At 65.9% G+C, this 26626-nt stretch carries 26 protein-coding genes; 14 read left to right on the plus strand and 12 right to left on the minus strand.

From position 1 onward, the window contains the following. Window positions 1-39: 39 nt before the first annotated feature. Entirely contained in the window at window positions 40-990 is a 951-nt protein-coding gene (locus tag J8F10_RS16060) for a CHAD domain-containing protein (RefSeq protein ID WP_210655241.1), read from the plus strand. An 815-nt stretch (window positions 991-1805) separates the two neighbouring features. Here J8F10_RS16060 and J8F10_RS16065 read toward each other — a convergent pair. Beyond that, on the minus strand, window positions 1806-3476 hold the full coding sequence (locus J8F10_RS16065; protein ID WP_210655243.1) for an ArnT family glycosyltransferase: 1671 nt from the start codon (window positions 3474-3476) through the stop codon (window positions 1806-1808). Window positions 3477-3596: 120 nt separating this feature from the next. Between J8F10_RS16065 and J8F10_RS16070 the strand changes: the two genes are divergently transcribed. The 5 genes from J8F10_RS16070 to holB all read left to right on the plus strand — a co-directional run bounded on the left by J8F10_RS16070 (window position 3597) and on the right by holB (window position 7367). Beyond that, window positions 3597-4340, plus strand: coding sequence for a lipoyl(octanoyl) transferase LipB (locus tag J8F10_RS16070; RefSeq protein WP_210655245.1), 744 nt, complete (start codon window positions 3597-3599; stop codon window positions 4338-4340). Then, on the plus strand, window positions 4318-5259 hold the full coding sequence (lipA, locus tag J8F10_RS16075) for a lipoyl synthase (RefSeq protein ID WP_210655247.1): 942 nt from the start codon (window positions 4318-4320) through the stop codon (window positions 5257-5259). Before J8F10_RS16070 ends, lipA begins: the two co-directional genes overlap by 23 nt. Further along, complete coding sequence (locus tag J8F10_RS16080) at window positions 5222-5482, plus strand: biotin/lipoyl-containing protein (protein ID WP_210655249.1); 261 nt, start codon at window positions 5222-5224, stop codon at window positions 5480-5482. Before lipA ends, J8F10_RS16080 begins: the two co-directional genes overlap by 38 nt. 214 nt (window positions 5483-5696) lie before the next feature. Further along, window positions 5697-6338: a dTMP kinase gene (gene tmk, locus J8F10_RS16085; RefSeq protein WP_210655251.1), complete on the plus strand. Its 642-nt coding sequence runs from the start codon at window positions 5697-5699 to the stop codon at window positions 6336-6338. Between the two features lie 15 nt (window positions 6339-6353). Then, complete coding sequence (gene holB / locus J8F10_RS16090; protein WP_210655253.1) at window positions 6354-7367, plus strand: DNA polymerase III subunit delta'; 1014 nt, start codon at window positions 6354-6356, stop codon at window positions 7365-7367. A 63-nt stretch (window positions 7368-7430) separates the two neighbouring features. Here holB and J8F10_RS38970 read toward each other — a convergent pair whose 3' ends face one another. The 4 genes from J8F10_RS38970 to J8F10_RS16110 all read right to left on the minus strand — a co-directional run bounded on the left by J8F10_RS38970 (window position 7431) and on the right by J8F10_RS16110 (window position 10543). Then, complete coding sequence (locus J8F10_RS38970) at window positions 7431-8081, minus strand: hypothetical protein (RefSeq protein WP_246523392.1); 651 nt, start codon at window positions 8079-8081, stop codon at window positions 7431-7433. Window positions 8082-8085: 4 nt separating this feature from the next. After that, window positions 8086-8694, minus strand: coding sequence for a nicotinate-nucleotide adenylyltransferase (gene nadD, locus J8F10_RS16100; RefSeq protein ID WP_210655255.1), 609 nt, complete (start codon window positions 8692-8694; stop codon window positions 8086-8088). 107 nt (window positions 8695-8801) lie between these two features. Further along, on the minus strand, window positions 8802-9980 hold the full coding sequence (locus J8F10_RS16105) for a galactose-1-phosphate uridylyltransferase (RefSeq protein WP_210655257.1): 1179 nt from the start codon (window positions 9978-9980) through the stop codon (window positions 8802-8804). 41 nt (window positions 9981-10021) lie between these two features. Next, window positions 10022-10543 carry a hypothetical protein gene (locus J8F10_RS16110; protein ID WP_210655259.1) on the minus strand — a complete coding sequence of 174 codons (522 nt, stop codon included), beginning with the start codon at window positions 10541-10543 and terminating at the stop codon, window positions 10022-10024. Window positions 10544-10729: 186 nt separating this feature from the next. On the opposite strand from J8F10_RS16110, the gene rplU reads away from it, so the two are divergent. From rplU to J8F10_RS16140, 6 genes are all read left to right on the plus strand, one after another. Beyond that, the gene (rplU, locus tag J8F10_RS16115; protein ID WP_210655262.1) at window positions 10730-11074 is read left to right on the plus strand and encodes a 50S ribosomal protein L21; all 345 of its coding nucleotides are present in this window, start codon (window positions 10730-10732) and stop codon (window positions 11072-11074) included. 113 nt (window positions 11075-11187) lie between these two features. Further along, the gene (locus tag J8F10_RS16120; RefSeq protein ID WP_210655264.1) at window positions 11188-12600 is read left to right on the plus strand and encodes a hypothetical protein; all 1413 of its coding nucleotides are present in this window, start codon (window positions 11188-11190) and stop codon (window positions 12598-12600) included. Window positions 12601-12864: 264 nt separating this feature from the next. Further along, complete coding sequence (locus tag J8F10_RS16125; protein WP_246523394.1) at window positions 12865-13884, plus strand: 3-oxoacyl-ACP synthase III family protein; 1020 nt, start codon at window positions 12865-12867, stop codon at window positions 13882-13884. Between the two features lie 116 nt (window positions 13885-14000). Beyond that, window positions 14001-15017, plus strand: a complete 1017-nt coding sequence (locus tag J8F10_RS16130; protein WP_210655266.1) for a GspE/PulE/PilB domain-containing protein — start codon at window positions 14001-14003, stop codon at window positions 15015-15017. A 42-nt stretch (window positions 15018-15059) separates the two neighbouring features. Continuing rightward, window positions 15060-15470 (plus strand): archease, encoded by a 411-nt coding sequence (locus J8F10_RS16135; protein ID WP_210655268.1) that lies wholly within the window; start codon window positions 15060-15062, stop codon window positions 15468-15470. Between the two features lie 118 nt (window positions 15471-15588). Beyond that, the gene (locus J8F10_RS16140) at window positions 15589-17049 is read left to right on the plus strand and encodes an RtcB family protein (RefSeq protein WP_390891142.1); all 1461 of its coding nucleotides are present in this window, start codon (window positions 15589-15591) and stop codon (window positions 17047-17049) included. Between the two features lie 46 nt (window positions 17050-17095). Here the strand turns inward: J8F10_RS16140 and J8F10_RS16145 are convergent, their stop codons facing one another. The 7 genes from J8F10_RS16145 to J8F10_RS16175 all read right to left on the minus strand — a co-directional run bounded on the left by J8F10_RS16145 (window position 17096) and on the right by J8F10_RS16175 (window position 24395). Continuing rightward, on the minus strand, window positions 17096-17737 hold the full coding sequence (locus tag J8F10_RS16145) for a hypothetical protein (RefSeq protein ID WP_210655271.1): 642 nt from the start codon (window positions 17735-17737) through the stop codon (window positions 17096-17098). An 85-nt stretch (window positions 17738-17822) separates the two neighbouring features. Next, complete coding sequence (locus tag J8F10_RS16150; protein ID WP_210655273.1) at window positions 17823-18020, minus strand: hypothetical protein; 198 nt, start codon at window positions 18018-18020, stop codon at window positions 17823-17825. 23 nt (window positions 18021-18043) lie between these two features. Further along, complete coding sequence (locus tag J8F10_RS16155) at window positions 18044-19102, minus strand: DUF1559 domain-containing protein (protein ID WP_210655275.1); 1059 nt, start codon at window positions 19100-19102, stop codon at window positions 18044-18046. A gap of 252 nt (window positions 19103-19354) precedes the next feature. Next, window positions 19355-19852, minus strand: coding sequence for a hypothetical protein (locus tag J8F10_RS16160; protein ID WP_210655277.1), 498 nt, complete (start codon window positions 19850-19852; stop codon window positions 19355-19357). A 14-nt stretch (window positions 19853-19866) separates the two neighbouring features. Beyond that, entirely contained in the window at window positions 19867-20814 is a 948-nt protein-coding gene (locus J8F10_RS16165; protein ID WP_210655279.1) for a DUF1559 domain-containing protein, read from the minus strand. A 73-nt stretch (window positions 20815-20887) separates the two neighbouring features. After that, entirely contained in the window at window positions 20888-21796 is a 909-nt protein-coding gene (locus J8F10_RS16170; protein ID WP_210655282.1) for a DUF1559 domain-containing protein, read from the minus strand. A 379-nt stretch (window positions 21797-22175) separates the two neighbouring features. After that, on the minus strand, window positions 22176-24395 hold the full coding sequence (locus tag J8F10_RS16175) for a sigma-70 family RNA polymerase sigma factor (RefSeq protein WP_210655284.1): 2220 nt from the start codon (window positions 24393-24395) through the stop codon (window positions 22176-22178). 254 nt (window positions 24396-24649) lie between these two features. On the opposite strand from J8F10_RS16175, the gene J8F10_RS16180 reads away from it, so the two are divergent. Together J8F10_RS16180 and J8F10_RS16185 are read left to right on the plus strand one after the other, a co-directional pair. Next, a complete protein-coding gene (locus J8F10_RS16180; RefSeq protein WP_210655286.1) occupies window positions 24650-25201 on the plus strand; it encodes an RNA polymerase sigma factor in 552 nt (183 codons plus the stop codon). Beyond that, on the plus strand, window positions 25198-26145 hold the full coding sequence (locus J8F10_RS16185) for a hypothetical protein (RefSeq protein WP_210655289.1): 948 nt from the start codon (window positions 25198-25200) through the stop codon (window positions 26143-26145). The genes J8F10_RS16180 and J8F10_RS16185 overlap by 4 nt, the downstream gene beginning before the upstream one ends. Window positions 26146-26626 lie beyond the last annotated feature (481 nt).

Here is a 26626-nt window from a genome sequence, read left to right on the forward strand (position 1 = left end):
GCCCGCCGAGCGGGTGGGCCGCCCGGGAAGGCAGACGTTATGGCAGAAGGAAAATGGATCTCGGGCCTGAAGCCCGGAACGCCGATCGCGGACGCGGCAAAACTCGTGCTTTCCGAGCGGTTCGCGGTGGTGCGGCACTACCTCCCGCTCGCGGCGAGTAAGCCCTTTGAGGACGTGGAATACGTTCACCAGCTCCGCGTGGGCACGCGCCGCGCGGGGGCCGCGCTGCGCGCGTTCGCCGACGCGCTGCCGCGCAAGCCGCTGAAAGCGACGAAGGCCGCCCTCCGCACGATCCGCCGGGCCGCCGGCGACGCGCGCGACTGGGACGTGTTCCTCGCCGCCCTGCCCGGCGCGAAAACCTTCAGCACGGCTCCCGCGAAGCCCGCACTCGATTTCCTCCTCGGTTACTCGTTCGGCCAGCGCGCCGCCGCACAATCGCGCCTGACGACCGCCGAGACCGAAACGGGCGGCGAGTTCAACACGCTCAGCGAAGCGCTACCCGAGCGCGCCCGCGAACCGGATGGCGCGGGCGCGCCCGCGAACTTCGGCGCGCTCGCCGCCCAGCAGCTCGGAGCGCTCCTCGGCGACCTCTCCGCGAGCACCGAAGCGAACCCCACCGAAGCGCACGCGCTGCACGCGCTACGGATCACCGCGAAGCGCCTCCGCTACGCGATCGAAATCTTCGCGGACTGCTTCCCACCGCTCTTAAAGGACACGATCTACCCGGCCGTCGAACGGGTGCAGGAGGTGCTCGGCGAGGTCCAGGACGCGAACGTCAGCATCGCGCGCATCGCGGACATTCGCGCGCACGCGAGCGCGGTGATGCCGAAGCAGTTGACGCGCGTGAAAAAGGGTCTGGACGGCCTCGCGGCGTCGCTCCGCACGAAGGTTCCCGCCGGCAAGAAGGCGTTTACCTTCTGGCGCAAGGAATGGCTGGAAATGATGGCCGCACTCAAGCTCGAAGTGGTGGCGAGTGTCGTGACCGCGTGAGGTGCGAAATGCTCACCCCTCCGCGACAGTTACGGAACGGGTGGGGCCAATACCCACACATTAGACGGCCCTGATTTTCATCGTTTTGGTCTTGCGAGGGTGTACTCGGTTGCTATGTTCGCGCCCTTGTCCTGGGGGGGGCGATGAGATGACTTTTCGCGCAATCTGTGTGGCTTTGCTGCTCTCAAGTCTGCCGATCGCGGGGTGCGGAACAGTCAAAAACACGCTCACAACTCGCCCCGAGGAGGGGGGGAGAACCCCTTTCGGCGGTATCCGGCAAGATATGTTGTGTATCAAGCGCGCCGCGAACGGAGAATTGGGCGTCAGCACGGACCCTCATTCGGAGCCCGAGCACGATCCACAACTGGCGCTCATGCTGTTCTGTGCCATAGACCTGCCGTTCAGTCTCATCGGCGACATCGTGACGTGGCCTTATACGAAGATGTACTCTTACGTGAATCAGCCAGTACCAGCCCCGCCCTTGACATTCGCGGACACCCCCGCGACACCGAGACCCTCGAACGCGAGCGCGACACCGGGAACCTCGTACCCGCCCGCAGCACAGCCCACATCGCTCCCGCCCCTGACGCTGCCTCCGCCCGTAACTGGTTCTGACAAAAACCCAAAAACGCCTTGAAACGGCACCCGCAAGCCGGAGCCCGGTCAGGTAACGAGTGGGTACATTGGCACCGAAATCCGGGCCAATAGCAAGACACGGCTCGCGCGGATTAAAACCAAGCGCGTGTTCAATAGTCGCTCTGGTTCTGATCCGCGTGATCTGCGTCATCCGTGGCTCTTCTCCTTTATCCCAAAGCTCAACGCATCACCCAATCGGACTTCAGGCGGTACACGCGCACCCGGAGGCGCGGGGAATCGCGCCCGCTGACCGGGTCCGCGCCGCCGTAGAAGTTCGGCACCGTCTTCGCCGAGAGCCAGTCATCGCACTCCACGTCCCCGACCGCGTCTGCGGCCCCCTCGGGCGGGTGCGTCACGGCGAAGCCACCATACGGTCGGGGAAAGTTGTCGCCCTCCGGGTACAGCGGGAGCACGACGAAATCGCCGGCGCGCGCGACCGTTTGCTTCGCGATCAGCGGCATCATTCCCTCGCGCTCACAATAGAACTGGAACCCCCAGTGCCCGACGAACCACACCGTTTCGCCGTCTCGTCGGTCGCGGGTGTAGTGGGTCGCGCCTCGTGCGCACACTTTCTCCGGGTACGCATCGAGTGTGTCGAACGCGGCCACCAGCACACCGGCCCCGATCCCGACCACCAGCACCCAACGCGGCGACGTGCGTTCCGGGCGGGCGCGACGAACCAGAGTCGCCGTTCGCGCGGCGATCAACCCCATCACGAGACTCACGCCGATCACGCGCCGGGCGGCCGGGAACGGCGTCAGCCCGAACACGGCGACCACTTCGATCACGAACCAGCCGACGAGGAACAACGACGTGCGATTCGCGCGAATACGGAGCTTGTTCCGCACGCGCACGAGGAGCACGCACGCACACGCCGCAACTGTACCGAACCACACGACTCCACTCACTTGCCAAAATCCGGTCGCGGCCGGTAAGTCGCCACCGATCAGCGTCCAGCGCCGCGGGAGGATCGCCACAAGCGCGAACCCGATGCACCATGTAATGGCGACTCCCGCGAGCCACTGACGCGAAATACGCAGCGCGGAACCGGCGAGCAAACCGGCCCCGACCGCGAGGCACCCCAAGTAACTCGCGAGCGGCGGGACGAGCTCGAACTTGCTTTCGATCAACTCCTCCCACCCGCCCCCGCCTGAAGAACTCGCGTGGAACGCGAAGTGCGACCGCCCGTACTTCTGTACGAGCCACACCTCCCAGCCGACAAACACTGCCACACACAACCCCGTCGCGAGCGCGGCCAGTCCGACGCGCCGGTGCGTGAGGCCGAACCACACGATCACCGCCGGCGCGACGAACGCGCTGTACTTCGTCTGCATCGCCAACCCCGCGACGATCCCCGCAAGTGCCGCCCGCCACCAGTTTCGCGCGAGCGCGGCCCGAATGAACAACTCCACCGAGGCAAGCGCGAGCGCCACGGCCGGTACATCGAGCATCAGATTGACGGCCGGAAGTACCGCGGGCGAGAGCATTAACAGCGGAAGTGCAAAATGCTCTGTTCCGCGCGCGAAACGAACCAGCAACGATCGCATCGCCCAGGCGAGTAGCAGAATGAAGGGAAATAACCAGAGTTTCAGCAGCCCGACGTGTTCGCCGAACAGCTTCACGCCCAGCGCGAGCCAGTACGGAACGACCGGCGGGCACAGCACTTCCATTGCCGGCTCCGGTTGGTTCCACCAGAAAATCGAGAAGCCGTAAGGGTCCGTGGGATCGGACGCGATGTGGCGCGCGAAGAGGAGGTACGCGGTATCGTCCACCGTGACCGGTTTGGCGACGTTTGCCAACGTGACCAGCGCGGCCAGCGCGAACGGCCCGGCGAGAAAAGAACGGGGCACCAGCGACTCCATCGGAAAGTCGCGTGCCTCCCGCTCTCACTTCATCTGGGTGAAGGCACGTCCGTGTGGTAAACTACCAGTGTCGGAGGTGTTTTCCACACGTGACACGAGACGTTCGCGGTGACCGAGCGGCCGGAACAACCCGATTTCGCCCCCGAGCGCGTCCTCTCGGCATACCTACTCGGTGCCCTGGAGTTCGACGCCCTGACCGCGCTCCAGCGCCGGCTGGTCTACGACGTCAGCGGCGACCGCGACACCGCGGCCCTGGTCCTCTGCGAGCACCCGCCCGGAATCACGATCGGGCGCGAAGGGAGTGCGGCCCACATCCGCCCCAACGTGAACGCGCTCGCCGCCCGGCGCTGGCCGGTTCGGTGGGTGAGTCGCGGCGGCGGGGTGATGCTCCACCAACCGGGGCAGGTCGCGTGCTACCTCATATTCCCACTCGACGCGCTTAACATTTCGGCCGGGCGTTTCGTTACCGAACTGCAAGCGGTCGCGGTTGATCTGTGTCGCGAGTTCGGCGTCGAAGCCCTCCCCGACCCGGCCCACCCCGGCGCGAGCGCAAACGGTCGGCGCATTGCCCACGTCGGCGTCGCGGTCCGCAGTTGGGTCAGCTCCTTCGGACTGATTGTGAACGCGAACCCGGACCTCGAACCGTTCCGGGACGTGCGGTGCGACGGCGCCCCCGCACCCATGACCTCGCTCCAGCGCGAAAGTCCGCTCCGGGTGCGCGTCGCCGGTGTGCGCCAGCGCCTCCTCGAGTTGATCGCGGCCCGCTTCGGTTTCGCCCGTGTTTCGGTCTTCCACAACCACCCCGCGGACCTTCCGCGCCCGACACGACATGCGCTCCCTCACGCTTCTTGATAAACCTGAACAGCCTGCTCCACCGCCGCGAACGGGCAACCGGCTCCCGGCATGGCTGAAGCGCCCACTCCCGACCGGGAACGGGAACAACTTCACCGCGCACCTAATCGAAGACCTCAAACTCGAAACGGTGTGCGAGAGCGCGAAGTGCCCGAACCGGCCGGAGTGCTGGTCGCGCCGCACGGCCACGTTCATGATTATGGGCAACCTCTGCACGCGGACGTGCAGCTTCTGCTCCGTGCCCAAAGGCGCGCCCGAGCACCTCGAGGTCGACGAGCCCTCGCGCCTCGCCGAAGCCGCCGTTCGTTTGGGTTTGAAGCACGTCGTGATTACGTCCGTCACGCGCGACGACCTCCCGGACGGCGGGGCCACACACTTCGCGGACTGCATTGCGGCTGTACGCGCGCGAATGCCCTCGGCCGCTGTCGAAGTCCTCACGCCGGACTTCCTCGGTGACCCCGTCGCCATCGACACCGTGACCGATGCGAACCCCGAGGTGTTCAACCACAACCTCGAAACGGTTCCGCGCCTGCACCGCACCGTTCGCGGGCGGGCGCTGTACCATCGGAGCCTCGGGTTACTCGAGCGCGTGAAGCGCCGGGCGCCGCACATCGTCACGAAGGCCGGGCTGATGCTCGGCATCGGCGAAACGATTGATGAACTCTTCGACGTGCTGGCCGACCTCCGCGCGATCAAGTGCGATGTGCTCACACTCGGGCAGTACCTCGCCCCGACCGTGAAGCACATGCCGGTGGCTCGATTCGTGCCGCCGGGCGAGTTCGATACCCTGGCCGCGACCGCACGGCTCATGGGGTTCAAGCAAGTTGTTGCGGGGCCGTATGTGCGGTCCAGCTACCACGCGGACGACATGGTACCCACCCGTGAAGGAATCCCCGCGAGTACCGATCACGGCGCCTGACCTCGGTGCGCAGCGCGTCACGTTCAGCTTGTGGCACGTCCGCGTCGGCGACCGCGTGACCGAGGGGGATCGCGTCGCGGAGGTGCTGATTCCCGGCGCGATCTTCGACGTGCCCGCCCCCGCGACCGGCACACTCGTTGAGCGCGCCGTGCTCCCCAACGATCCGCTCACGCCCGGCACCGTGCTCGGGGTGATCGAAGAGCCGGGCGAACGGCCGGTGTGAGCCGGCCGGTGATCGATTTCAGAATCCCTGGCGGTTCGGTAACGAGCCGCGACCGCAAGGGAGCGGGGCAGTGATTCCCGGTGTGGTGATCGTGGGCACCGAGAACGTGTTGTGCCTCCCGCCCCCTAGCAGTCGCGCTCGTTATCGGACCGGTGCCGTTGAATGTTCGTGTGTTCCCCGACCGGTTCACACCGGTCGGCCGTCGAGGTGGTTCATGCCGCGCCCCGTGTTCCTGTCGCTCGACGGTCTGGACGGCACCGGCAAATCGACACAGTGCCGGTTGCTAGTCGAGTGGCTGAGTGCGCAGAAGATTCCGGTCACCCAATGCGCCGACCCCGGTGGTACACCACTCGGCCAGGAACTGCGGAAGCTGCTACTCTTCGGGCGCGAGCACACCATCGCGACCACCACGGAAGCTTTGCTATTCATGGCGTCGCGGGCGCAACTCGTGGAAGAAGTGATCCGCCCGGCGCTCGAGCGCGGTGAAGTGGTGATTTCGGACCGGTTCCTCCTCGCGAACGTGGTTTATCAGGGGCACGCGGGCGGGCTCAGTGCGGATGCCTTGTGGCAGGTCGGCGCGTTCGCTACCGGCGGACTCGAACCCGACCTCACACTCGTCTTCGATCTCCCTCCCGACATCGCGGTCACGCGCCGGAACCGCGAAGCTGATCGCATGGAGGAGCGCGGGGCGGATTATTACGCGCGTGTGAGCACGGGCTTCAAATACGAAGCCGGGATGCGCCCCGCAAAATACCGCCTCATCGACGCGACCCCGGACGCCGACGCGGTGCAGAAGGTCGCGCGCCGCGAGGTGAGCCGGCTCTTGAGCGATCACGGGTGGAACGTACAAGAATAGGCGAAGGAAGCTCGCATGTCGTGGGACCGCATTCGCGGGCAAGGCAGCGCTCGGAACACGTTCTTCGCCGCGCACGAGGCCGGGCGGCTCGCGCACTCGTACCTGCTGGTCGGGCCGGACGGGATCGGTAAGCGCCTGTTCGCGCGCGAACTCGCGAAGGCGTTTCTGTGCGAGAAACCGCCCGCGGACCTGACCGCGTGCGACCGGTGCCCCGCGTGCGCGCAGGTCGAAGCGGGCACGCACCCGGACCTGCTCTTCCTCCGCACGCCGGAAGACAAGCACGAGCTGCCGGTCGATGACATGCGGGAATTCTGTTCGCACGTGGCGCTCAAGCCCACGCGCGGCCCACGCAAGATCGGCATCGTTGAAGACGCGGACGACTTCAACGCATCATCGGCCAATTCGTTCCTCAAGACGCTCGAAGAACCGCCGCCCGGCGCGCTCCTGTTACTCATCGCGACCACGACCGACCGGCAACTCCCCACGATCCTGTCGCGGTGCCAAGTGGTGCGGTTCGCGCCGCTCAACGCGACCGATCTGAAAGCGGTCCTCGAAGATCGGGGCGTCGAAGACCCCGCCAAGCGCGACCGCCTCGCGCGGCTCGGGAACGGGAGCGTGTCCCGCGCGCTCGCCCTCGACGACGACTCGATCTGGCAGGTGCGACAGAAGTTGATCGAAGGATTAACGTCCCCGCGCCCGCAATTTCAGCCGCTCGCGGAGACGTGGAGCAAGTTCAACGAGGACGCCGGGAAGGAAACCGCGGCCCAACGAATGCGCGCGTCGCTCGTGCTCCAGTTCCTGATCGAAGCCGTTCAGCACGCACTGAAACTATCGCTCGGCGCAACAGTGCCCGACCTCGACCCAACCGAAGCGCCGCGATTGAAGGCGTTCGCCGATCGCGTGGGCACGGGCGTCCTCATGGAACTGCTCGACAAGCTGGTGGAAGCAGACTTTTTCGTCGAGCGTCGCGTGCAACTCATCCTGATCGTGGAATCGATTCTGTCCAAGTTCCCGCGCGAAAAGGGATAGCCGGTTCACGATACTGTGAGCGACTCGTGATCGCTGGAAATGTTCGGCTCTGCCAACGCTGGGCTATTGCTTCTCTAGTACCAGGTCCACGACCCAGCACCCGCGCACGTGGACCTGACTGGTACTTCGGCAGTGGTTTAGCACGTCTTCGTTATCACAACCCGCATCTTGAAGTGCGTCCGCGAGGATCGGCATCGTGGTAAAGTCACGCGATTCGTACATTCCGCGGCTCAGCAATACTACCGTGCCCGTGCGCCATTCGGCCGCGAACACGACCGACCGAAACGGGCAACCGAAGATATCACGCAAGAGAGCTGACTGCGCCCGGAACTCCTCGCGCCGCTCTTTCTTCCGAACCACTCGCCGCACACTTTTGGGGATTCTGGAAAACCTGCCGCCCGCGCGTGAGGTGATGAAGAGGTACCTCAGTGGGTCCAATGGGTTCGCGTGGCCTGGAAGCCTTCCCATGTGGCGGTGATAGGGCGAGAACGTCAGGTACTCGGCCCACACCTCTTCCGCGGATACCGCCCCTTCTGCGAACCGCTCCGCGACGTCGAGTATCCGAACCGCAATGGGCCATTCGGCCAACCGATGACTGAGACGCCGACAACATGCGACGTCCAGGAGTTGGTGCTTCCGCTCAGTGGGCGCGACGCGGTACTCACGCACCAGCATCTCGGGGATCTCACACGCCAGCCACTCCAGTTCGTTCATCGCGTCACCCCGTGGTGTAGAGCTTGCGCTCGCGCACGTACTCCTCCACCGCCCGCGGGACCATGTACCGGATACTCATCCCGTCCGCGATCGCGCGCCGGAGTTCCCGACTCGCGATCTCGATCATCGGGCACGCGACGAACTGTAATCGCACCGTTTCCTCGATCGTGCCCAGCGCCTTCGCGAGCCGGTCCGCGGTCCAGAGCATAACACCCGGGCGCGGCACCACCACCAAACCGGCACGTTCGATCACGAGGCGCGGTTCGTACCACCCCGGCAGGTCCGGCACGCAGTCCGAACCCATCAGCAGGAAGAACTCGTTCCCGGGGTGCCGCGCGTGCAACTCGCCCAAAGTGCGAGCCGTGAAGCTCGGCTCCGGCAGCTCCTTTTCGATGCGGTTCACCTGGAACGCGGAGTGCCCGGCGATGGCGAGTTCGATCATGTCGCACCGCGACTCGAACCGCGTCACGCCCTTCTCGGACTTGTGGGGTGGCTGGTAACTCGGCACGAACCACACTTCGTCCAATCTCGCTTGCGAACGGCACTGTTCGGCAAGGATCAGGTGCCCCATGTGAATCGGGTCAAACGTGCCGCCAAAAATGCCGATGCGCATAACGTGTTCCAGCCGAATCCCGCCCGCAAAGGCGTTGGGTGTAGTGCCAACTCGAACCCACGACCTCTTGCACCCCAAACAAGCGCTACTCGCTTTCAGCCTACCGGTCACGCAACGTCCGGCAACACGGTGCGCAACTCGCTCGCCGCCTGTTCCGGGGCGATGGTCGTGATGTGGCACCCGAACCCCCACTCCAGACCGGCCGGGCGCGCCGTGCGCGGGAGCACTTCGAGGTGCCAGTGGTAGTGCTCCGGTGCGCCCGCGTGCAGCGGCGTCGTGTGAAGGAACCAGTTGTAAGCGGGCGCGTTCAGCACCGCGTCGAGGGCACGCAGAACGCGCTTCAGGAGCGCGGCGAGTTCCGTCGATTCGGCGTCGGTGAGCGACTCGTACCGCGGCCGGTGCGAGACCGGTATAACCCACATTTCGTAAGCGAACCGCGGTGCGAACGTGGTCACCACGGCGAAATTCGCAGAGCGCGCCACCAAGCGCGAGCCGTCGGCCAGTTCCTGCTCAACGATGTCGCAGAACGCGCACCGCCCCGTGCGCGTGTGGTAGACCTCCGCGCCGACCAGTTCCGCGCGCGCCAGTTCCGGGACGATGGGCGTGGCAATGATCTGCGAGTGCGTGTGTGCGAGCGACGCGCCCGCTTCTGCCCCAACATTTTTGAACACCGCAACGTGTGCCAGGCGCGGATCGGCCGCGAGAGCACGCATCCGCACGCGGTACGCCCGGAACACCTCGGCGAACTGGTCGTCGGTAAGCTGCGTGGGGTCGTCGACGTGTTCCGCGCACTCGATCAGGACTTCTGCGACACCCGTCGCGGGAACAGAGGCGAAGAGACCTACCCCCCCAGCCCCCTTCCCTAAGAAGGAAGGGGGAGCAGAACCAATCACATCAGGTATCGCGCTATCAGTACCGGTTTTAGCCCCTCCCTTCTTAGAGGAGGGGCTTAACACCGAAGACGGTTCTGTTCCCCCTTCCTTCTTAGGGAAGGGGGTTAGGGGGTTAGGTTCTTCTGTCGGTCTCACGGCCGGGTACATGTTCGGCACGATGCGGAGCTGCCAGCCCGGGCCGTTCGGTTCCGTTCCGGCCCCGCGGAGGGCGTAGACCTCGTTCGGCGTCTCGCTCTCCTGACCGGGGCAAAACGGGCACGGCCGGCTCTCACCGTTCGTGCGGTGGCGCGGCGCGTGCCCGCTCAACGCGATCGGGCGCCGGGCACGTTCCGGGGCGATAACGACCCACCGCCCGGTCACGGGATCGCAACGGAATTCGGGATCGACATTCATGCTGGTAACGTAGAGCGCGACCGCGCCCGTTACTTGAAGCGTCAGTGATCGCAGTCAGCCCCGCCCGCGGGTTGGACCGGGTTCCGGTTGAATACCGAGAGCGGCCCGCCGGCCCCGGTTCCGCCCGCCTGTTGCACGCCCGCCGACGGGTATTGCGTCTGGACCGTGGTGCCGGGCGCGCCCGGGTTCGGGTCGGACCCGAGCTTGCGGTACGTGATCCGGTACTCGGTGCCTTCTTGCTGCGTGGCAGTCGCGCTAATCGGTCGCTTGGCCGGGTACGCTTGGTTCCGCGGGTTCAGCGCTTCGTTGGTATCGGGTAGCGAGTTACGAGCCGTGCGCCCCGTTGAAACCGTGCGCTCGTCGAGGATCTCGAAGTTCGGCCCGACGTGTTTCTGGATCAGATCGAGTGCCGCGCGGCGATTGTTGTTCGGCCAGGCGTCGGTCTCGTCCGGCACCGCAACGATACCCGAATCGGCCTTCTTTTCGATGAACTTGGCGTGCGATGCGCACCCACTCGTTGCGGCGGCAACCGCCAATAACGCGAAAACGCAGGACCGCCCCATAACTGCTTCCCCCAGGGCGATTCGCGCGCGGCTTCCCCCGAAGTCGCCGGAATCTGCCGGGGTATAACAAGCGGAACGCCCGTGTCGAGGCGAGTTTCGCTAAAGACTGTGTGGTCGCGCGGGCCACGGCCCCCTATCATAAAATTCTTCGCTTGTGCGTTCCGTATTCCGCTTTAGGTTGAGCAAATGTACGCGATTTTTGAAGACGGGTCGCGGCAGTACCGCGTCGAAGCCGGGGCCACGGTCGTGATCGACCACCGCGACATCGAACTCGGTCAGCGCCTCGAACTGAACAAGGTGCTGCTGCTTTCGAGCGGGACCGACACGCTGATCGGGCGCCCGCTCGTTGAAGGCGCGCGCGTTCTGGCCGAAGTTGTGGACTTCCCGCGGGTCAAGACGATCACCCAGAAGTTCCGCCGGCGCAAGGCGTCGCGGCGGCTCAAGGGCCACACGCAGCCGCACGTGCGCGTGAAGATCACGCACATCCTGAAGGCCGGCGAGACCGCGCCCGAAGCACCGGCCGCGAGCTAATCGCGAGCCAACAGCGTCCACCAACTGCGCCGCCGTCACGTTCGCATTGCGTGCCGGCGGCGAGTTCGTTTACAGTGCCGCTCCGATCGCTTCGCAGCCACGGAGGGCACAACATGCGGCGGGTACTTTTCGCGTCCGGGATTCTCGTTCTGCTCGTCGTGGTCGTGGTTACCGCGCAGCCCCCTGTCGCGCCACCCCTAACGCCACCCGCACCTTCGGTCGCGCCCCCGGGCTTTCCCCCATCGGTCGTTCCTCCCGGCGCTCAAGGCGACCCGGTGCCGCCCGCGCCCCCAAAGCCGTTCCCGGGTGTGCCGGGTGCGCCAAGTGCCCCGATGGGCACCCCGAGCGTTTCGGCCCCCGTTGCAGCCGCAGAAGCGCCGCTCAGCAAATTCACGCACATTGAGACGTTCCCCCAAAACACGCAGTTCGCGGTGCGCGGATCGTTGATGGCGGCGGAATGGCTGGCCAAGATGGGCCAACCACACGGCCGGTTCCTCCAGGGTTACTTGCCGGCGCTCCGCCAACCCATGAGCGGCGACCACGATCTACGACAGGCCCAGGCCGCGCTCGCGATGGCTCAGGCCGCCAAATTCAGCGGCGACCAGAAGCACGCGGCCATCGCGAGCCAGGCGGTCCTCGCGCTGCTCGCGTCCACGAAGGTCGATGCGAACGACCCGAATAGCCGCGCCCCGGTGCAGATGTCGTTCGTGTGCAACCGCGTCGGGTTCGCCGCCCTCGTCGCGCTCGCAATCGTTGAACTCCCGAACCCGAGCGACAAGCTCCTCGACGACGCCGAGCGCCTGTGCGCGTTCCTCCGCACGCAGCTCCGCGCGGACGGCTCGGTTCATTACGCAGACAACCCCGCGGACGACCCCACGAAGTTTGATCCGGCCGGCTTCAACGAGTACCCGGGCCTCGCCTTACACGCTCTCGCGGCTAGCAACCGCGTGCGCCCGGCAGATTGGAAGAAGGACGCGGTGAAAAAGGGCGTCGCGTATTACCACACCGCGTTCCGGGCGAAGCCGCACCCCGCCCTAGTCGCAACGGTAACTCCGGCCGCGACCGAACTCTACCTTCAAACGAAGTCGAACGAGGCCGCGACCGCGGTGTTCGAGATGAACGACTGGCTCTGTGCGCTGCAAATTACGGGTAACGACCAGCGCACGCCGCAGTGGGCCGGCGGGTTCCGTACCGTGGCGGATGGCCGCACCACAGACGCCCCGCCCTCTGCGACCGACACCGGGCGCTACATCCAGAGTCTGGCGTGCGCGTACCACCTCACCCGCGTAACGGGCGACCTGACGCACGAGGAGAAGTACCGCCCCGCCCTCACGTTCGCGGTGCAGTTCCTCTACGGGCTCCAGTTCCTCGAAACGAACACGCGGCACTTCGAGGACAATTTCCGCGCGAAGATGCTGATGGGGGCGTTCCACCTGTCGCCGACCGATGGCAACCTCCGCATTGACGCATCGGCCAGCGCCATTACCGGCCTGTTGCGGTTCCTCTCGTGCGGCGCGGAGCGGTAACTCCCGGTACCCGTGGCACGTTGAACGCGCCCCGTGGCTCGGTAACTTGTGGGAAGAATGTTCGTTCTTCTCACGCAAGTTACCGAGCACGCGGTCCTTATATTCCTTGCTCCCGCTCCGCTTGCCACTGCTCCCCACAACTCTCCGATTGACTCGCCGCGAAACACTCGGGAACTCTGGGACCGTGGAGCCGGGCGGTTCCTATAATCCCTACTTACGGCTTGTGGGCACCACGGCCCTGGCCTCCGCGCGGATTCCGAACCGATGAGCAGCGAGCGAGCTATAACGCGACCGAAGTGCCGGTCACTGATGGGCGTCCGCGTCGTCGGCACGGGCAAGTACGTCCCGGACATGGTCGTCGGTAACGATCACCTCCACGCCCGCCTCGGGTTCGATTCCGATTGGATCGTGAAGCGCACCGGCATCCTCGAGCGCCGGCACGCGGCGCCGAACCAGGCCACCTCCGATTTGTGCGTGGAGGCCGCGACCGACCTGTTCGCCAAGACCGGGCGCACGGCCAAAGAGTGCGACCTGCTGGTGCTCGGCACGTTCACCCCGGACATGTCGTTCCCCTCAACCGCGTGCCTCGTACAAGACCGCCTCGGACTGGTCGGCCCCGCGATCGAAGTGGAAGCCGCGTGCGCCGGGTTCATGTACGCGCTCATGACCGCCGCGGCGTATGTGAAAGCGGGTCTGAGCGACCGCGCTCTGGTAATCGGGGGAGACACGAACAGCCGCGTGCTGAACCCGACCGACATTAAGACGTACCCACTGTTCGGCGACGGGGCCGGCGCCGTGTTCGTCGAGCCCGCCGGACCGGAGTACGGGGTTCTGGCTTACAGCATGGGGTCCGAGGGCTCGGGCGGGCCGCTCCTGAAGCGCGAGGCGTGTGGCAGCCGCACCCCGATCACGCCGGAGCTGCTCGCCGAGGGCAAGCACTTCATGTACATGGACGGCTACGCGGTGTTCAAGTGGGCCGTGAACATCCTCTGCGACACGATCCGCGAAGTGCTCACCGCGGCGAAGCTCACGGTCGAGGACATCGGGCTGTTCGTAGTGCATCAGGCGAACATCCGCATCATCAACGCGGCCATCGACTCACTCAACATCCCCCGCGCGAAGGTCTACAACAACCTCGAGCGCTACGGGAACACGTCGGCCGGTAGCATTCCCATCGCCCTCGACGAAGCCGCCGCAGAAGGGCGTCTGAAAACCGGCGACCTCGTCGTGCTGAGCGGCTTCGGCGCCGGCCTCGCCTGGGGTACCGCCGTCATTCGGTGGTGAGTTACCCTTTTTCGCCCGAGCAACCTCAATCGCAACAAGTTCCCCGAGGAACTTGCCAAGCCGTTCGCTTTCGGCTCTGATGGGACGAAGGGACGAGACGATTGAGGGGGCACGTCATGCAGAAGCACCCCGACGCCGATGCGTTCGTTCGCGAGTACCTGACCCGGCCCACGAGCGCGACCACGCGGCTCGTGTTCGCGGACTGGCTCGAAGAAACCGGCGTCCCGCACAACGCAGCGTGGGCGTACTTCATTCGCCTGCGCAACGAGGCCGAGCGCTACGGCACCGACAGTGACGAGCGCCTCGAACTGCTCCGGCAAGCCGACGAATACGCTCCGAAAATTCGCGCGCAGCTCACAATCGCAGCGAGCCTCTTCGTCGGCTACCCCAAATCGCTGCTTCAACTGCTCCCCGCGTCGAACATCACCGTGCGCCTCGCGAACTTCGAGGTTCCACCGCCCGCGTTTGAACTGATGCCGGAATCCGTGGCACGCGAGAACTTGGTTCTGCCGCTCGACGAGCAACAGCAGACACTTCTCGTCGCAACACCCCACCCACACAACTACGACACCGTACAGAAGCTCAGTTTCATACTGAACCGCGACATTATTCAAGTTGCTGCAGACGAGAGCGACGTGCTGGCCGCGATCAACCGCGCGTTCGGGGACCACGAGTACGAGAACTTCGATTCGGCCCCGCTCATCACCGGGTTCACCGACCCACCGATGATTCGCCGGCACGATGTGGCGGCCGAATACGAGTCGGTTAGTGACCCCGTCGTTCGGTTCGTAAACCTGCTCGCGGCCGAAGCGATCGGTGCGCGAGCGGACCGAATTCTTCTTTACCCGGACATTCACTTCCTCGGCGTTCGCTACCGGATCGACGGCGAGTGGGTCGAAGAGGAGCAGGTGCCGCTCCGCGTGCTCCGCGGGGTCACGACCCGTCTCGCGATCATGGGCCAGATCGACCCCGACCGCGTTTTCGCCCAACCCTTCGGAATGGAACTCTTAACGGGCGAGTTCGTGATCCGCGTTCACGAGCGCCGATTCCGCCTGCGCGTGACGATTCAACCGTCCCCGGACGGCCCGGCTACGCAACTCGACATCGCCCGCGAGCCGACCGAGAATTCGTAGGTTCCGAACCCCCGCCCTTCCCCGCGTGTCCGTCAACCGCCGATGCACGAGCTATTTGAACACACTGCCGATCTCGGACTGCGGGCGACCGCACCGACCCCCGACGCGCTGTTCGCGGAGATGGCCGCGTGCCTCGTTTCCGCGATGATCGAAGACCCGACGCGGGTGCGACCGGCGCAGGAGTTGCAGATTGAAATCGCGGGTACCGATCGCGAATTTCTGCTCTTTGACTGGCTCAAAGAACTCCTGCTCCGGTTCGAGACCGACCGAATGCTGTTCGCATCGTTCGATGTGCGTCTCAGCGCAGCGGGCCTAACTGCAACCGTGCGTGGCGAGCCATTCGACACCGAGCGCCACACGTTCGCGCACGAAGTGAAGGCGATCACTTATCACGAGTTGAAGGTGGTCGAAGTTGATGGTGCGTGGCTCGCGGAAGTCATTGTCGATATTTAGGCGAACGGCCGGCGTGAGCCGGCTGGTGTGAGACTCGCGTTCGCGCCGCGAATCTCTCATGCCGTCACCGCGCGTTGCTATCACCAGCCGGCTCACGCCGGCCGTTCGCCGAAAAATCATGAAGAGCGAATTTACCGGCCCGTTGGAACGTATCGGCTGTTGCTGCCACCGCATCCCGAAGAGCTACAAGGCGGGGATGCGCGTGGACGGGCACATCTACGCGAACGACAAGCTCCTGGAAGCCATCCGCAAGGACCAGGCGCCGGACCAGGTCGCGAACGTGGCGATGCTCCCGGGCATCCAGGTCGCGAGCATCGCGATGCCGGACATCCACTGGGGCTACGGGTTCTGCATTGGGGGCGTCTGCGCGACCGACCCGGAAGAAGGCGGCGTCATTTCGCCCGGGGGCGTCGGGTACGACATCAACTGCGGCGTCCGGTTCATCAAGACCAACCTCTATCTCGATGACGTCAAGCACCACATGAAGGAACTGGTGAAGGCGCTGTTCTACACCGTTCCGAGCGGGGCCGGGCGCACCGGGCGCTACAAGTTCGACGCCACCGAGACGCGCCGGCTGATGGGCGAAGGCCCGCGCTTCGTGATCGACCGCGGACTGGGCGTGGCGCGCGACCTCGATCACACCGAGGCGAACGGCCGCATTGATGACGCGGACCCGCACCAAGTCTCCGACCACGCGGTGAAGCGCGGCGCGGAACAGTGCGGCACGCTCGGCAGCGGGAACCACTTCCTCGAAGTGCAGGTCGTCGACAGCGTCTTCGACGCCGACGTCGCGAAGGTCTTCGGACTGGAGCTGAACCAAATCTGCGTGATGATTCACTCGGGGAGCCGCGGGTTGGGCTACCAAGTGTGCGACGACTCGCTCGCCGCGTTCCGCAACTGCCCGACGAAGTACGGCTTCGAGCTGCCGGACCGACAGCTCGCGTGCGCCCCGGTCGATTCGCCCGAGGGCCGCAAGTACATCGCCGCGATGCGGGCCGCCGCGAACTACGGGTTCTGCAACCGGCAGCTCCTCATGCAGCAGGCGCGCGAGGTGTTCGCGGGCGTCTTCGGCCGGTCGTGGGAAGACCTCGGCATGGAGCAGCTCTACGACGTCGCGCATAACATCGCGAAACTCGAAGAGCACACGGTGGACGGGAAGAAAAAGAAGGTCTGGGTCCACCGCAAGGGCGCGACGCGGGCGTTCCCGGCCGGGCACCCGGAGGTGCCCGAGAAGTACCGCGCGGTCGGGCAGCCGGTGATTATCCCGGGCGACATGGGCCGCGCGTCGTGGGTGCTGGTCGGCGCGCCGGGCGCGATGGAGAAGACCTTCGGCACCACCTGCCACGGCGCCGGGCGCGCGATGAGCCGCACCGCGGCGCTGAAAGACGGCGCCGGGCGCAGGATCGACCGCGAGCTCGAACACAAGGGCGTGATCGCGATGGCGAGCAGTCGCAACGGGCTCGCGGAGGAGCAGCCGAAGGCGTACAAGAACGTGGACGACGTGGTGGACGTCGTCCACGAGGCCGATTTGTCGCGCCGCGTCGCACGGATGCGGCCGCTTGGTGTGATTAAGGGCTGAAACTGACGTGTGAAGGGCACAGCAAACAGCGGGCGCCATTCACACGTCAGCTCTTCGGGATGGTGACCTCGACCACTTCCTCGCTCGTGGTATTCGCCAGCGTGGACTGCTTCATGACCTGCTTGACGATCCGTCCGGGCATCTCCTCGCTCAGCCAGAGCTTCACTTCGAGCGGCCCGGCCTCGGTCGAGTCGCTCCACGAGTAGATCGTCGTTTTGTACTTCTTCCCCAGCACGGTCACGTCCTCCTCGCCGGCCACCTTGGCCTTGCGCGAGGGCTTGTTGAAATCGTCCGCGGTCATCCCGTTCGGGATCGCGAACTGGCGCGCGAAGCGGTTGGTCTCGCCGGAGTTCACAGTCGGCGGGGTGCCGTCCCCGCGGTCCGTCGTGTTCTGGCGCGTCACCTCGATGCCGTCGCTGCCGAGCGTGCGGAGCGTGTAGGTGTTCACGCTCGTGACCTTGTTCGTGGACCGTTCCGTGGAGGTGACCAGCTTCCGCTTGACCGTGGTTCCCACCGGGAACCGCTTCCAGTTCGCGTACTCGAGCGTATCGAACATCGGCCCGGAGGGGGCCGCGCTCGGTTCAACGGCCACGGCCCCGGCGCCTGGGGCCGGTTGACCGGAGCACCCGCCGCACCCGGCAACGAGTGCGGTCGCGAGCAGCAGGGGAATAGAAGCGAAGGCGCGCATGAAAAACACCTCGGATAAATGGGATCGGTAAGTGGAGACGGACGGAGCCCCAGGGCTCCGTCCGTCGTCGTACAGATGGGATGGCTTATCTCTTGCCGGCCTTCTTGGGCGGCACCTTGCCCGCGGTGCCGTTGCTCTCTTCGTCGGCGATCCGCTTGTCGTCCTCGGCCACCTGCTTCTTCTGCTCGTCGGAGAGCGGGGTCGTGTTGATCGTCGTCTTCGCCCCGCACCCACCGAGGCCCACGACGGCCACCACGAGCGCGATCAGAAAGTAGTTCCGCACGGTATCCCTCGCGGTTAGTGGGTTTAGAACTGGCTCCCATCAATGACCTGGCCGTCGTCGATCACGCACACCCGCATCCAGGAGATCGGGTCGACGTTGAACCGCACGAAGCGGACCGAGCCGTCGCCCATCACCGCGTTCAGGCCACCGGTGTGGGCCGAGCCGAAGTACCGGCGCCACGTGTTCGTGCCGTCCGGGTTCAGTTTGATGTTGGTCGGGTCGGTGTCGTGCTTCGGCGGGAAATGGTAGCGGATGACGCACTCGTCCCAACCGGCGTTGTTCCAGCGCTCGTTGTCCCCGCCGTCGGCCCCCTGGCGGCTCGGGGGCAGCGCCTTCTCCGCGGCGATCAGGCTGTTCGACAGGCCGTCGGTCGCGTCGGCGATCCGGCGCTTGGCCCCCTGCCCGGACCACACGATCATGCCCTTGCGCCCGGGGTAGTCCCCGAAGTTTTCGGGGGTGCGCTCGTTGCGCCGCGGGGTCATGCCGATCGGCGGGTCGGGGATGTCCCCCTGGTTCTCGTGCATCTCGCCCTGGTAGAACCCGGCGCTCCCGGCGTAATCGCACCGGCCCAGGAGAGCGGCCCCGTAACCGGTCGGGGCGCGGCGGGACGGGCAGTAGTAGGTCTTGATGAGCGCGCGGGCGACGTCGTCTTCGCCGTTGTAGTTCGCCGGGCGCCCGCTGTGGATCGGCGGGAGGTCGAACTTGGCGAGCTTGTACACGTTGTCCTGCTCGATGTACGGCAGGATCTTGAACCAGTGGCTCCAGCCGTCCGGGTGGGCGGCGTTGCAGCACGTGGTGCCGCTCTCGTAGGCGCCGGCCGGCTCGTTGTAGACCATGCCCGGCAACCGGGGGTCGCCGTCGTAGGGGCCTTGCGGGAAGTGGCTGTTGGCGCTCTCGAAGTTGTGGAACGCGAGCCCGATCTGCTTCATGTTGTTGGAGCACTGCATCCGGGCCGCGGCCTCGCGGACCTTTTGCACCGCGGGCAGGAGGAGCCCGATGAGGATGGCGATGATCGCGATCACAACGAGCAGTTCGATCAATGTGAATGCCGATCGAGAACGGTTCCGGGATCTGTGATCCATCGAGAGACTCCGAAAGCGGGCGAGGAAGAATGAACACCGCCAACGTGGGTTAACATTGGCGATCCCCGGCGCGTTCCTCCAGTGGCGCGCCCCAATATTCGCACAACTCTCAACATCTGCTCACGGGACGCGCGCGCCGCGCTCACAATTCCCTCACAACATTTAATCGCACACACAAATGACACGAAAAAAACACACGGGACCGGAAGAACCGGTCCCGTGTGCGAGTTGCATTGAAGTATCACAGGGCTATCAGTTCCGCCCCGGTATCCCCTGCACCGCACCCGCCGGGCGCGTGATTTTGGGGATGTTAATGGTCGGGATTTCGTTCGCTCCCGGCTTCACGCGGACACTGACCGGCGTGTGGGCAGCGTCGTACCATCCCATGAGCCGATCCATGTCCTTCGCCTCGTCCGAAGTTTCGCCCTTGGCGGCGAGTTCGGCCGGGTCATACGGCCACGTGAGTAACACTTGGTACCCACCCTCGGCCGCACCATCGCCCTCGCTGAAGGTCGTGATGGTGAAAGTACCGTCGTCCTTCGTGACCCCGTTCGGGTTGTGGGGGATTCTAGGGACCATCGGCGCGTCGCTCGGAAGGAGGATCACGCTCACCCCCGCGGCCGGCTTTCCGTCGTAGATCACCCGCCCCGTGACGGGATGGGCCGTCACCGGCCCGTCATTGGTGCTCTCCCCGGCGCACCCGCTCGCGAGTGCGGCCGACAGCGATACGAGGGCTACTAAACGTCGCATGTACGGCCCTCCGGTTAGTAGTCCGACGGGGTGATGTCGCCCGCCCGACGGGTGATGAACTTCACGAACTGGCGGATGTCCATGTTCGCGCTGATGAAGTGAACGGACCCGTCCGCGAACACGTGGTTGGCCCCGCCCATGTGGAAGCTGTACACCTCGTTGCCGTTGTTGCAATTGGTGTGGCACGGCCCCGGGGCCGTGACCCCGTCCGACGCCAGCGCCCCGTGAACGATGTACTCGTTGTCCCGGTTCGCCCACCCGCCGTCCTGCCCGCCGCCCGCGGTCACCATCTTCCCCTTGACCCACCGGTCCGGGCGCCCGGCGCACTCGGACAGCATCAGGGTGTTCGAGGTGCCGTCGACGATCTCGGGAATGGTCCACGACCGGTTCACTTGGAGGATGCCGGTGTAGTCGGCGACCACGTCGCAGAGGCCGGCGGTGGTCGCGAGGGGCGCCGAGTACGCATTGTTCGGCGCGTAGTCGCTCGGCGGGTTGTTCACCCCGCCCCCGGTACACACGCGCGTGCCGGCGCCCGGGGTCGAGGGGCACTGGAACGCGGGGATCACGTTAGCGATCGCGGCTTGGTTCGCCGCGTTGTTCCAGTTCACCGTAAACGAGTACTGCTTGTACACGTTGTCCTGTTCGATGTACGGCAACAGGAACGGGGACCAACTGTGGATCACGCCCGACGTGGTGACCCCGGCCCGGCGCGCGGCCGAGAGCGAAACGTTGTCGGTCGCCCCCGACAACCCGCCCGGCGCGAAGCACCCGTAGGCGGAGTGGAAGTTGTTCATCCCCAGCCCGACCTGCTTCAAGTTGTTCTGGCACTTCATGCGCGCCGCGGACTCGCGCACCTTCTGCACCGCGGGGAGCAGGAGCCCGATCAGGATCGCGATGATGGCGATGACGACCAACAATTCAATCAGCGTGAACCCGCGCCGCGGGCTCGCGTGAACGGTCATATTGAACCTCGGAGGCTATTTTTGAAACGTGCCGCCGGCCCAGTGCCGGCGGGGGACCATTGGCGGGCGGGGGCTAGTAGTCGGCGGAAATCACTTCGCCGTCGCTGATGAGGCACAGGCGCATCCAGTTCGCGGCGTCGATCCCGTACCGCATGAAGCGGACCGAGCCGTCGCCCATCACCGCGTTGAAGCCGCCCGGGTGCGAGCTGCCGAACCGCACCGACCAGAATGAGGCCGACCGCGAGTCCGGGTGGTTGGCGTCGGAGTCGGGAACGGCCTCACCGAACCGCACGTGGTCCTGGTCCCAGCCGGAGTTGTTCCACACCTCGTTGTCCCCGCCGGAACTGCCCAACACGGTGGGGTGGCACTGCTTGTCGCCGGCCAGAACGGTGTTCGAGAGGCCGTCGCTCACGTCGGTGAGGGTCCGCGTCTGCTCGATGGGGGCGTTCACGGGCTTGGCGGTAAAGGTGGGTTTGAACTTCCACTGCCGAACGAGCATCCCCTCGCGCCCCTCACCGTCCATGTCCCGCCCGCCGTTCCCGGCGTAGTCCGCCCGGGCGCCGTTCGAGTACACGGTCGGGGGGCGACGGGACGGGCAGTAGTACGTCTTGATCGCGGTCATCGCAACGACCGTGTCGGTCGGGTTGTTGTAAACGTTGTCTTGCTCGATGTACGGGGTGATGTGGTAGAGCCACGTCCACCCCGGGCGGTACGAGCCCGCGTTGCAACACGGCGCAGTGCTCGGCGCGGTTCCACCGTTCGGGCCGTCGGACCCGGCGTTCGGGAACCGGTTCTGGGCGCCGTGGTAGTTGTGGAAGGCGAGCCCGATTTGCTTCATGTTGTTGGAGCAGCTCATGCGCGCCGCGGCCTCGCGCACCTTCTGAACGGCGGGCAGCAGCAGCCCGATCAAAATGGCGATGATGGCGATCACCACCAGCAGCTCGATCAACGTAAACCCACGTGGCGCGTTGTGTCGCGTCATCCGATTCGGCCTCAGAAGGATAAGGGCAGGCGGGGCGAGGGGCGGGAACAGGGAGCGAAGGCGGGAAAAACGGGCACCAGGGCAATGGCACACACGATCCCAACACACCCAATCTACCCGCGCCGAAGTGAATGAGGGGGCCTTCACATACTCTTCCGTGACATTCCACAATCGGAGAAGATTGCGAAACGACAAACCCTTACCCGACAGGCAATTACGACAGCAAGTGAAGAAGAAGTGAAGAAACGTTGTGGATAACACAGGCGGTGGCTGTGCGGGTCGTCTCCGAATCAGCGCCGACTGTAAAAACGAGCCTCAAGTGAGCGGCCAAACCAAATCATCACTTGAGGTTCACACTCCGAGTTTCGTTAGTGGCCGATCACTTCTCGGCCTTCACCTGCACGAAGAGCTGGTCACCGGGCTTGAGCTGATAGTTGGTGTACGTCACGCCGTTTTTGATCGCGGGGAGTTCGACGGGCATGACCTCCTTGCCGCGGACCAGCCACACGTTCACGGTGCCCGTCATGATCGGGATGTCGTCGATCGCGTGGAGCAACCCGTCGAGGACGCATTCGTTGCCGGTCGCCTTCACCTTGATGACCTTCTCCGACGCGGTGAGCGTGCGGATGTGGACCGTGAACACCGCGCCGGTCGGCTCGGCCCCGCCCGGGGCGCCGACGGGCGCCTTCGTGCCCTTCGCCGCCCGTGCCTTCGCGTCCTCGTACTCGCGGACGGCCAGTTGCCACCGCTGGTTCGCCCCGGCCCACCGCGCTTCGGCGAGTTCGGCGGCCTTTTTCGTGATCTGGAGCTGCGCGGTCGCCTCCGCGAGTTCGAGCTTGGCGTGTTGCGAATCGAGTTGAGCGTTCTCGACAAGCGCGAAGAGCTGCGCGAGCGCGAGGTCGCTCACCCGCTCGTCGCCCGTTTTCTTCGCCAGTGCGTCCAGTTGTGCCCGGAGTTCGCGCGTCCGCTCGTCGTCGGCCGCCGTGGGCTTCGGGCCGGCGCGAACCATCTCGAACACGATCACCCCTTCGCCACCGAACTTCGTGGGGCGCTTGCCTTCGACCGTGAGCGCCAGTCGCAAACCGGCCGCGTGCATCACGGTCTTGTTCTTGAGTGCCGGTTCGCACACCCCGTTCTCGTTCGGGAACCGCCCGGTGACCAGGGTGCGCAAGTTGTTGTTCGTCTTGTGGCACTGCATGCAGGCGTTCAGCGGCGCGGTGACCTCGTAGATCCCGCGGCCCGTCGGTTCGTGCGGGGTGATCAGATCGATGGTGTTGCGGTGCGCGACGGCGTCGGGCTTCTGACGGGCGAACTCGACCGAGATCCCGTACCGGCGCTGCTTCCACGCCCCGGTCGCATCCCGGTACGGCATCTTCATCGTGCTCCCGCTGATCTCGATCACCCACGGGTCGCCCGGCTCGATATTCAATTTCTTGTTCCCGTCCGTCACGCTCGTGACGCGCCACGATCCCTGGAGCGGGTCGAGGTCGGCCCCGGGCTTCGCGGGCGGGTCCGCGGGCGCCGGCGCCTCGCCCGGGTCGAGTAGCCGACCGACCTCTTTGATCCGCGCCTGCAACCGGGCCAGTACGTCGGGGTCCACGTTCCGCTTGCCGGCCGCGGCCTTCAGTTCCTCGGCCAGAACCCGCAGTTCTTCTTGCGCGAGGCTCAACCGCGGGCCGCGTTGACCGGCTCCCGTCGCGGGCGGCTCGCCCGCCACCCCGCTTACGGTGGTCGCCGGAGCGCCCGGTTTCTGGCCCGGTTGCGTGCCGGCACCGTCGCCGCTGCCCGAACCGGAGGCCGCGAACGCGCCAAAACCGAGCGCGCAGGCCGCGAACACGACCGCCGTCATCGCCTTGAGCTTGAAGAGCGCCATACTGGACACCACCCCTTCGGTTAGAGCCGCCACGGGAGCCGAAACGCCCGCGCCGGTTCCGATCGCGAGATCGATTGTTGATTGAATCGCCGCGGCCGAGGCCCCCTCGGTGGCCGCACACGCCGCGACCAGCCCGCCCGCCGGGAGCGCGAGCCCGACGCGCCGGAGCCGCGTCGCGAGGAGTTCGCGTGCCCGGGCGAGCCGGCCGGAGAGCGTGCCCTCGCTCCACCCCAGGCGCTCGGCCGCTTCTTTCCGGCTCAGGCCCTGGAGGTCGCACGCCACGACCGCCGAACGATAGATTTCGGGCAACCGGCACACGACGCGGTGAACCACGTCCGCGAGGTCGGCGTCGGGCCGCGCCGGTTCGGGGGCCGCGACGTCTTCGAGCGCGTGCTCGCGCGCGGCCCGCCGGCCCCGCACCGCCCGCGCTTTGAGCGAAACCCGGTGCGCCACCCCGAACAACCACGCCGCGACCGCCTCGCGCGGCCACACGTCCCCCGCCCGGCGCGCGAGCACGATGAACGTCGCCTGGAGCGCGTCCTCCGCGTCCTGCCGGTGGCGCAGGACGCGCCGGCACGTGGAGAAGACGAGCCCCGCGTGCCGGTGAACGAGCGCGGCGAACGCGCCCTGGTCGCCGGCGAGGAACGCCGTGAGCAGCGCGCCATCCGAAGACGCGCCGGGGGTACTCGTCAGCCGGTTCAGCTTGGCCAGGGTCGCGTTCACCATCGCTCCTCGGGTTCGCGTCTCTACCAGTGATTGCCCGTAACCCCGCGGGCGCGTACAGAAGAATCGCGCCGGACTCCTACCGCGTGCGAAAAAGCGCCCGGCGCGTCCTTTCGCCCCGTGCCACGTCCGCCGGCCGCCGCCGTTCCCCCGTCGGTTCCGATGCTTCACTCGGTGACCACCGGAGAAGTGGCGCGGGCCGCCAATGTAACATTTTCTTTGGACAAGTGGCCGGCTCGACGCACTGGTGAGGTGAGATGAGCGAGCCCGTACCGACCGATGCCGAGCTGGTTCGCCGGACCGTGGCGGGTGACCGCGACGCATTCGCCCGGCTGTACGACCGGTACGCCCGGTTGGTCCGCGCGATCGCGGGCGACGCCGGGCCGGACCGCGCCGAGGACGTCACCCACGACGTGTTCCTGCGGGCGTACCGGTCCATCACCGCACTACGGGACGCCGACCGGTTCGCCCCCTGGCTGGTCGGCATTGCCCGGCGCGTGGTCCAGGAAACCCGCCGGCGCCCCGTTCGAGAGCCCCTCTCGAGCGACGTCGCCGACGGGCGCCCGCCCGCGGAACACAGTATCGACGACGCGGACGAGCGCGCCCACGTGCTCGCGCTGGTGAGCCGGCTGCCCGAGGAAGAACGGCGGGCCGTCCAGTTCTTCTTCCTGAGCGGCCGGGACGGGACCGAAACGGCCCGGCTACTCGGCCGGTCCCGGTCGGGTACCTACGCGCTCATCAATCGTGCGGTCGGTATTCTCGCCCGGTGGATGGGGGCCGATCACACGGCCGGGGAGGTTCCGCGATGAGGTGCCCGACCGATGCCGAACTCGCGGCCCTCGCCGTTGGCGGGGCGCCCGCCACCGACCGAGAGCACGTCGCCGGGTGCCCCTCGTGCGCGGCCCGGCTCGCCGAGATCCGGTCCACCGTGGACCGGCTAGAAGCGGCCCACACCGTGCCCGAGCGCGGCCACGCGACCGGGCGGGCACGATTACTGGAGGCACTGGCCGCAGAGCCGGTGCCGGTTCACCCCACTTTTCTTTGGAGGGTTCTCATGGATCGGCGTACCTGGATTACGTCCGGAGCGCTTTCGGCCGCAGTGGTCGTCGCCGTGGTCCTCGGCTGGGGAGGGGCGCCATCCGTCGCCCTGGCCGACGGCCTCAAGCCGTTCAAGGAGGCAAAGGCGTTCTCGTGCGAGTACATTCCGCTCCACGGCGGGAAGCCGGACGCGGTCGCGAAGAACGTAACCATAAAGCTGACCTGGGCCGCCCCCGGATCTCTGCGGAACGAAGTATCCGCCGGCGGTAAATCGCAGGCCGCGGCCATCCTCCCGCACGGGAAAGCGGGGGTCGCCATCGACCACCGCGACAAGACGTTCCTCCCGATGGACGAAAAGCCCGGTCCGCAGGAGGCCGCCCTACTCAAACTCGTCCACGGACTGGCGGCGTACTCGGGCGGGGACCAGAAGCCGGCCGGGACCGACGAAATCAACGGAGTGAAGGCCCCGCGGTTCGATCTGGAAATCAAGGACGCGGAAGCGAAGGACGCGACCTGGCAGTACCGGGTCTGGGTCCACCCGGAGACGAAACGGCCCGTGCGGGTCGAATTCGCACTCCAGGCCGGGCAGGACCCGACGGCCAAGGACGTCGCCGGTGTTCGGCTCGAGAAGTTCGAGTGGGATGTGAAGACGGAAGGGCTCTTCGATACGAAACCGCCGGCCGGGTACAAATCCGCCATAGTGGAGAAGAAGTAGGACCGGACCACGTGTTCGGGCGCCCAGATTATGGTAACGCCTGGACCGGCGAATACCAGCGCCGAGCACCTGTTCTTTGCCCTCAACGGTAAGACTCTGGCGACGGGCGAAGTCGAACCATCGCTCCCGGTAAGGGAACGGGGGGCGCAAGTCTCCCGATCAGAAGCCCAGGGCTACGAAAGACGGCCCCAGAGAGGCGAAGGCCAAAACCATCTGCCGCCGCCGGCGTTTAAGGCACAGGGCGCAAGCCCTGTGCCTTCTTTTCTTTCACCGGCGCAGACCGAACACGAAAAACGGAACATCGGACACGAACGGCACGTTTCCGTTGCAGACCAACTTTGCTCTCGCCATAATACCGTCAAGCCTCGCGCGGTCACGGTCGATCGCGCGGGATTATCCCGGTCGCGGATGTACCGCCGCCGGTCTACCACGGACGGCTCGCGCTCCGTTTTACCTAAATAAAGACCCCGGTTCGCCCGTC

The organism is Gemmata palustris, assembly GCF_017939745.1.
GTDB lineage: Bacteria > Planctomycetota > Planctomycetia > Gemmatales > Gemmataceae > Gemmata > Gemmata palustris.

Bases quoted from the DNA above. Each gene is read 5' to 3' on its own strand.
- J8F10_RS16110 (WP_210655259.1), bottom strand. From the start codon at position 10,543: ATGGGGCGGTCCTGCGTTTTCGCGTTATTGGCGGTTGCCGCCGCAACG.
- tmk (WP_210655251.1), top strand. From the start codon at position 5,697: ATGCCGCGCCCCGTGTTCCTGTCGCTCGACGGTCTGGACGGCACCGGC.
- lipA (WP_210655247.1), top strand. From the start codon at position 4,318: ATGCGCTCCCTCACGCTTCTTGATAAACCTGAACAGCCTGCTCCACCG.
- holB (WP_210655253.1), top strand. From the start codon at position 6,354: ATGTCGTGGGACCGCATTCGCGGGCAAGGCAGCGCTCGGAACACGTTC.
- J8F10_RS16185 (WP_210655289.1), top strand. From the start codon at position 25,198: ATGAGGTGCCCGACCGATGCCGAACTCGCGGCCCTCGCCGTTGGCGGG.
- J8F10_RS16165 (WP_210655279.1), bottom strand. From the start codon at position 20,814: ATGACCGTTCACGCGAGCCCGCGGCGCGGGTTCACGCTGATTGAATTG.
- J8F10_RS16125 (WP_246523394.1), top strand. From the start codon at position 12,865: ATGAGCAGCGAGCGAGCTATAACGCGACCGAAGTGCCGGTCACTGATG.
- J8F10_RS16180 (WP_210655286.1), top strand. From the start codon at position 24,650: ATGAGCGAGCCCGTACCGACCGATGCCGAGCTGGTTCGCCGGACCGTG.
- J8F10_RS16175 (WP_210655284.1), bottom strand. From the start codon at position 24,395: ATGGTGAACGCGACCCTGGCCAAGCTGAACCGGCTGACGAGTACCCCC.
- J8F10_RS16145 (WP_210655271.1), bottom strand. From the start codon at position 17,737: ATGCGCGCCTTCGCTTCTATTCCCCTGCTGCTCGCGACCGCACTCGTT.
- rplU (WP_210655262.1), top strand. From the start codon at position 10,730: ATGTACGCGATTTTTGAAGACGGGTCGCGGCAGTACCGCGTCGAAGCC.
- J8F10_RS16135 (WP_210655268.1), top strand. From the start codon at position 15,060: ATGCACGAGCTATTTGAACACACTGCCGATCTCGGACTGCGGGCGACC.
- J8F10_RS16160 (WP_210655277.1), bottom strand. From the start codon at position 19,852: ATGCGACGTTTAGTAGCCCTCGTATCGCTGTCGGCCGCACTCGCGAGC.
- J8F10_RS16170 (WP_210655282.1), bottom strand. From the start codon at position 21,796: ATGACGCGACACAACGCGCCACGTGGGTTTACGTTGATCGAGCTGCTG.
- J8F10_RS16130 (WP_210655266.1), top strand. From the start codon at position 14,001: ATGCAGAAGCACCCCGACGCCGATGCGTTCGTTCGCGAGTACCTGACC.
- J8F10_RS38970 (WP_246523392.1), bottom strand. From the start codon at position 8,081: ATGAACGAACTGGAGTGGCTGGCGTGTGAGATCCCCGAGATGCTGGTG.
- J8F10_RS16120 (WP_210655264.1), top strand. From the start codon at position 11,188: ATGCGGCGGGTACTTTTCGCGTCCGGGATTCTCGTTCTGCTCGTCGTG.
- J8F10_RS16155 (WP_210655275.1), bottom strand. From the start codon at position 19,102: ATGGATCACAGATCCCGGAACCGTTCTCGATCGGCATTCACATTGATC.
- nadD (WP_210655255.1), bottom strand. From the start codon at position 8,694: ATGCGCATCGGCATTTTTGGCGGCACGTTTGACCCGATTCACATGGGG.
- J8F10_RS16140 (WP_390891142.1), top strand. From the start codon at position 15,589: ATGAAGAGCGAATTTACCGGCCCGTTGGAACGTATCGGCTGTTGCTGC.
- J8F10_RS16105 (WP_210655257.1), bottom strand. From the start codon at position 9,980: ATGAATGTCGATCCCGAATTCCGTTGCGATCCCGTGACCGGGCGGTGG.
- J8F10_RS16060 (WP_210655241.1), top strand. From the start codon at position 40: ATGGCAGAAGGAAAATGGATCTCGGGCCTGAAGCCCGGAACGCCGATC.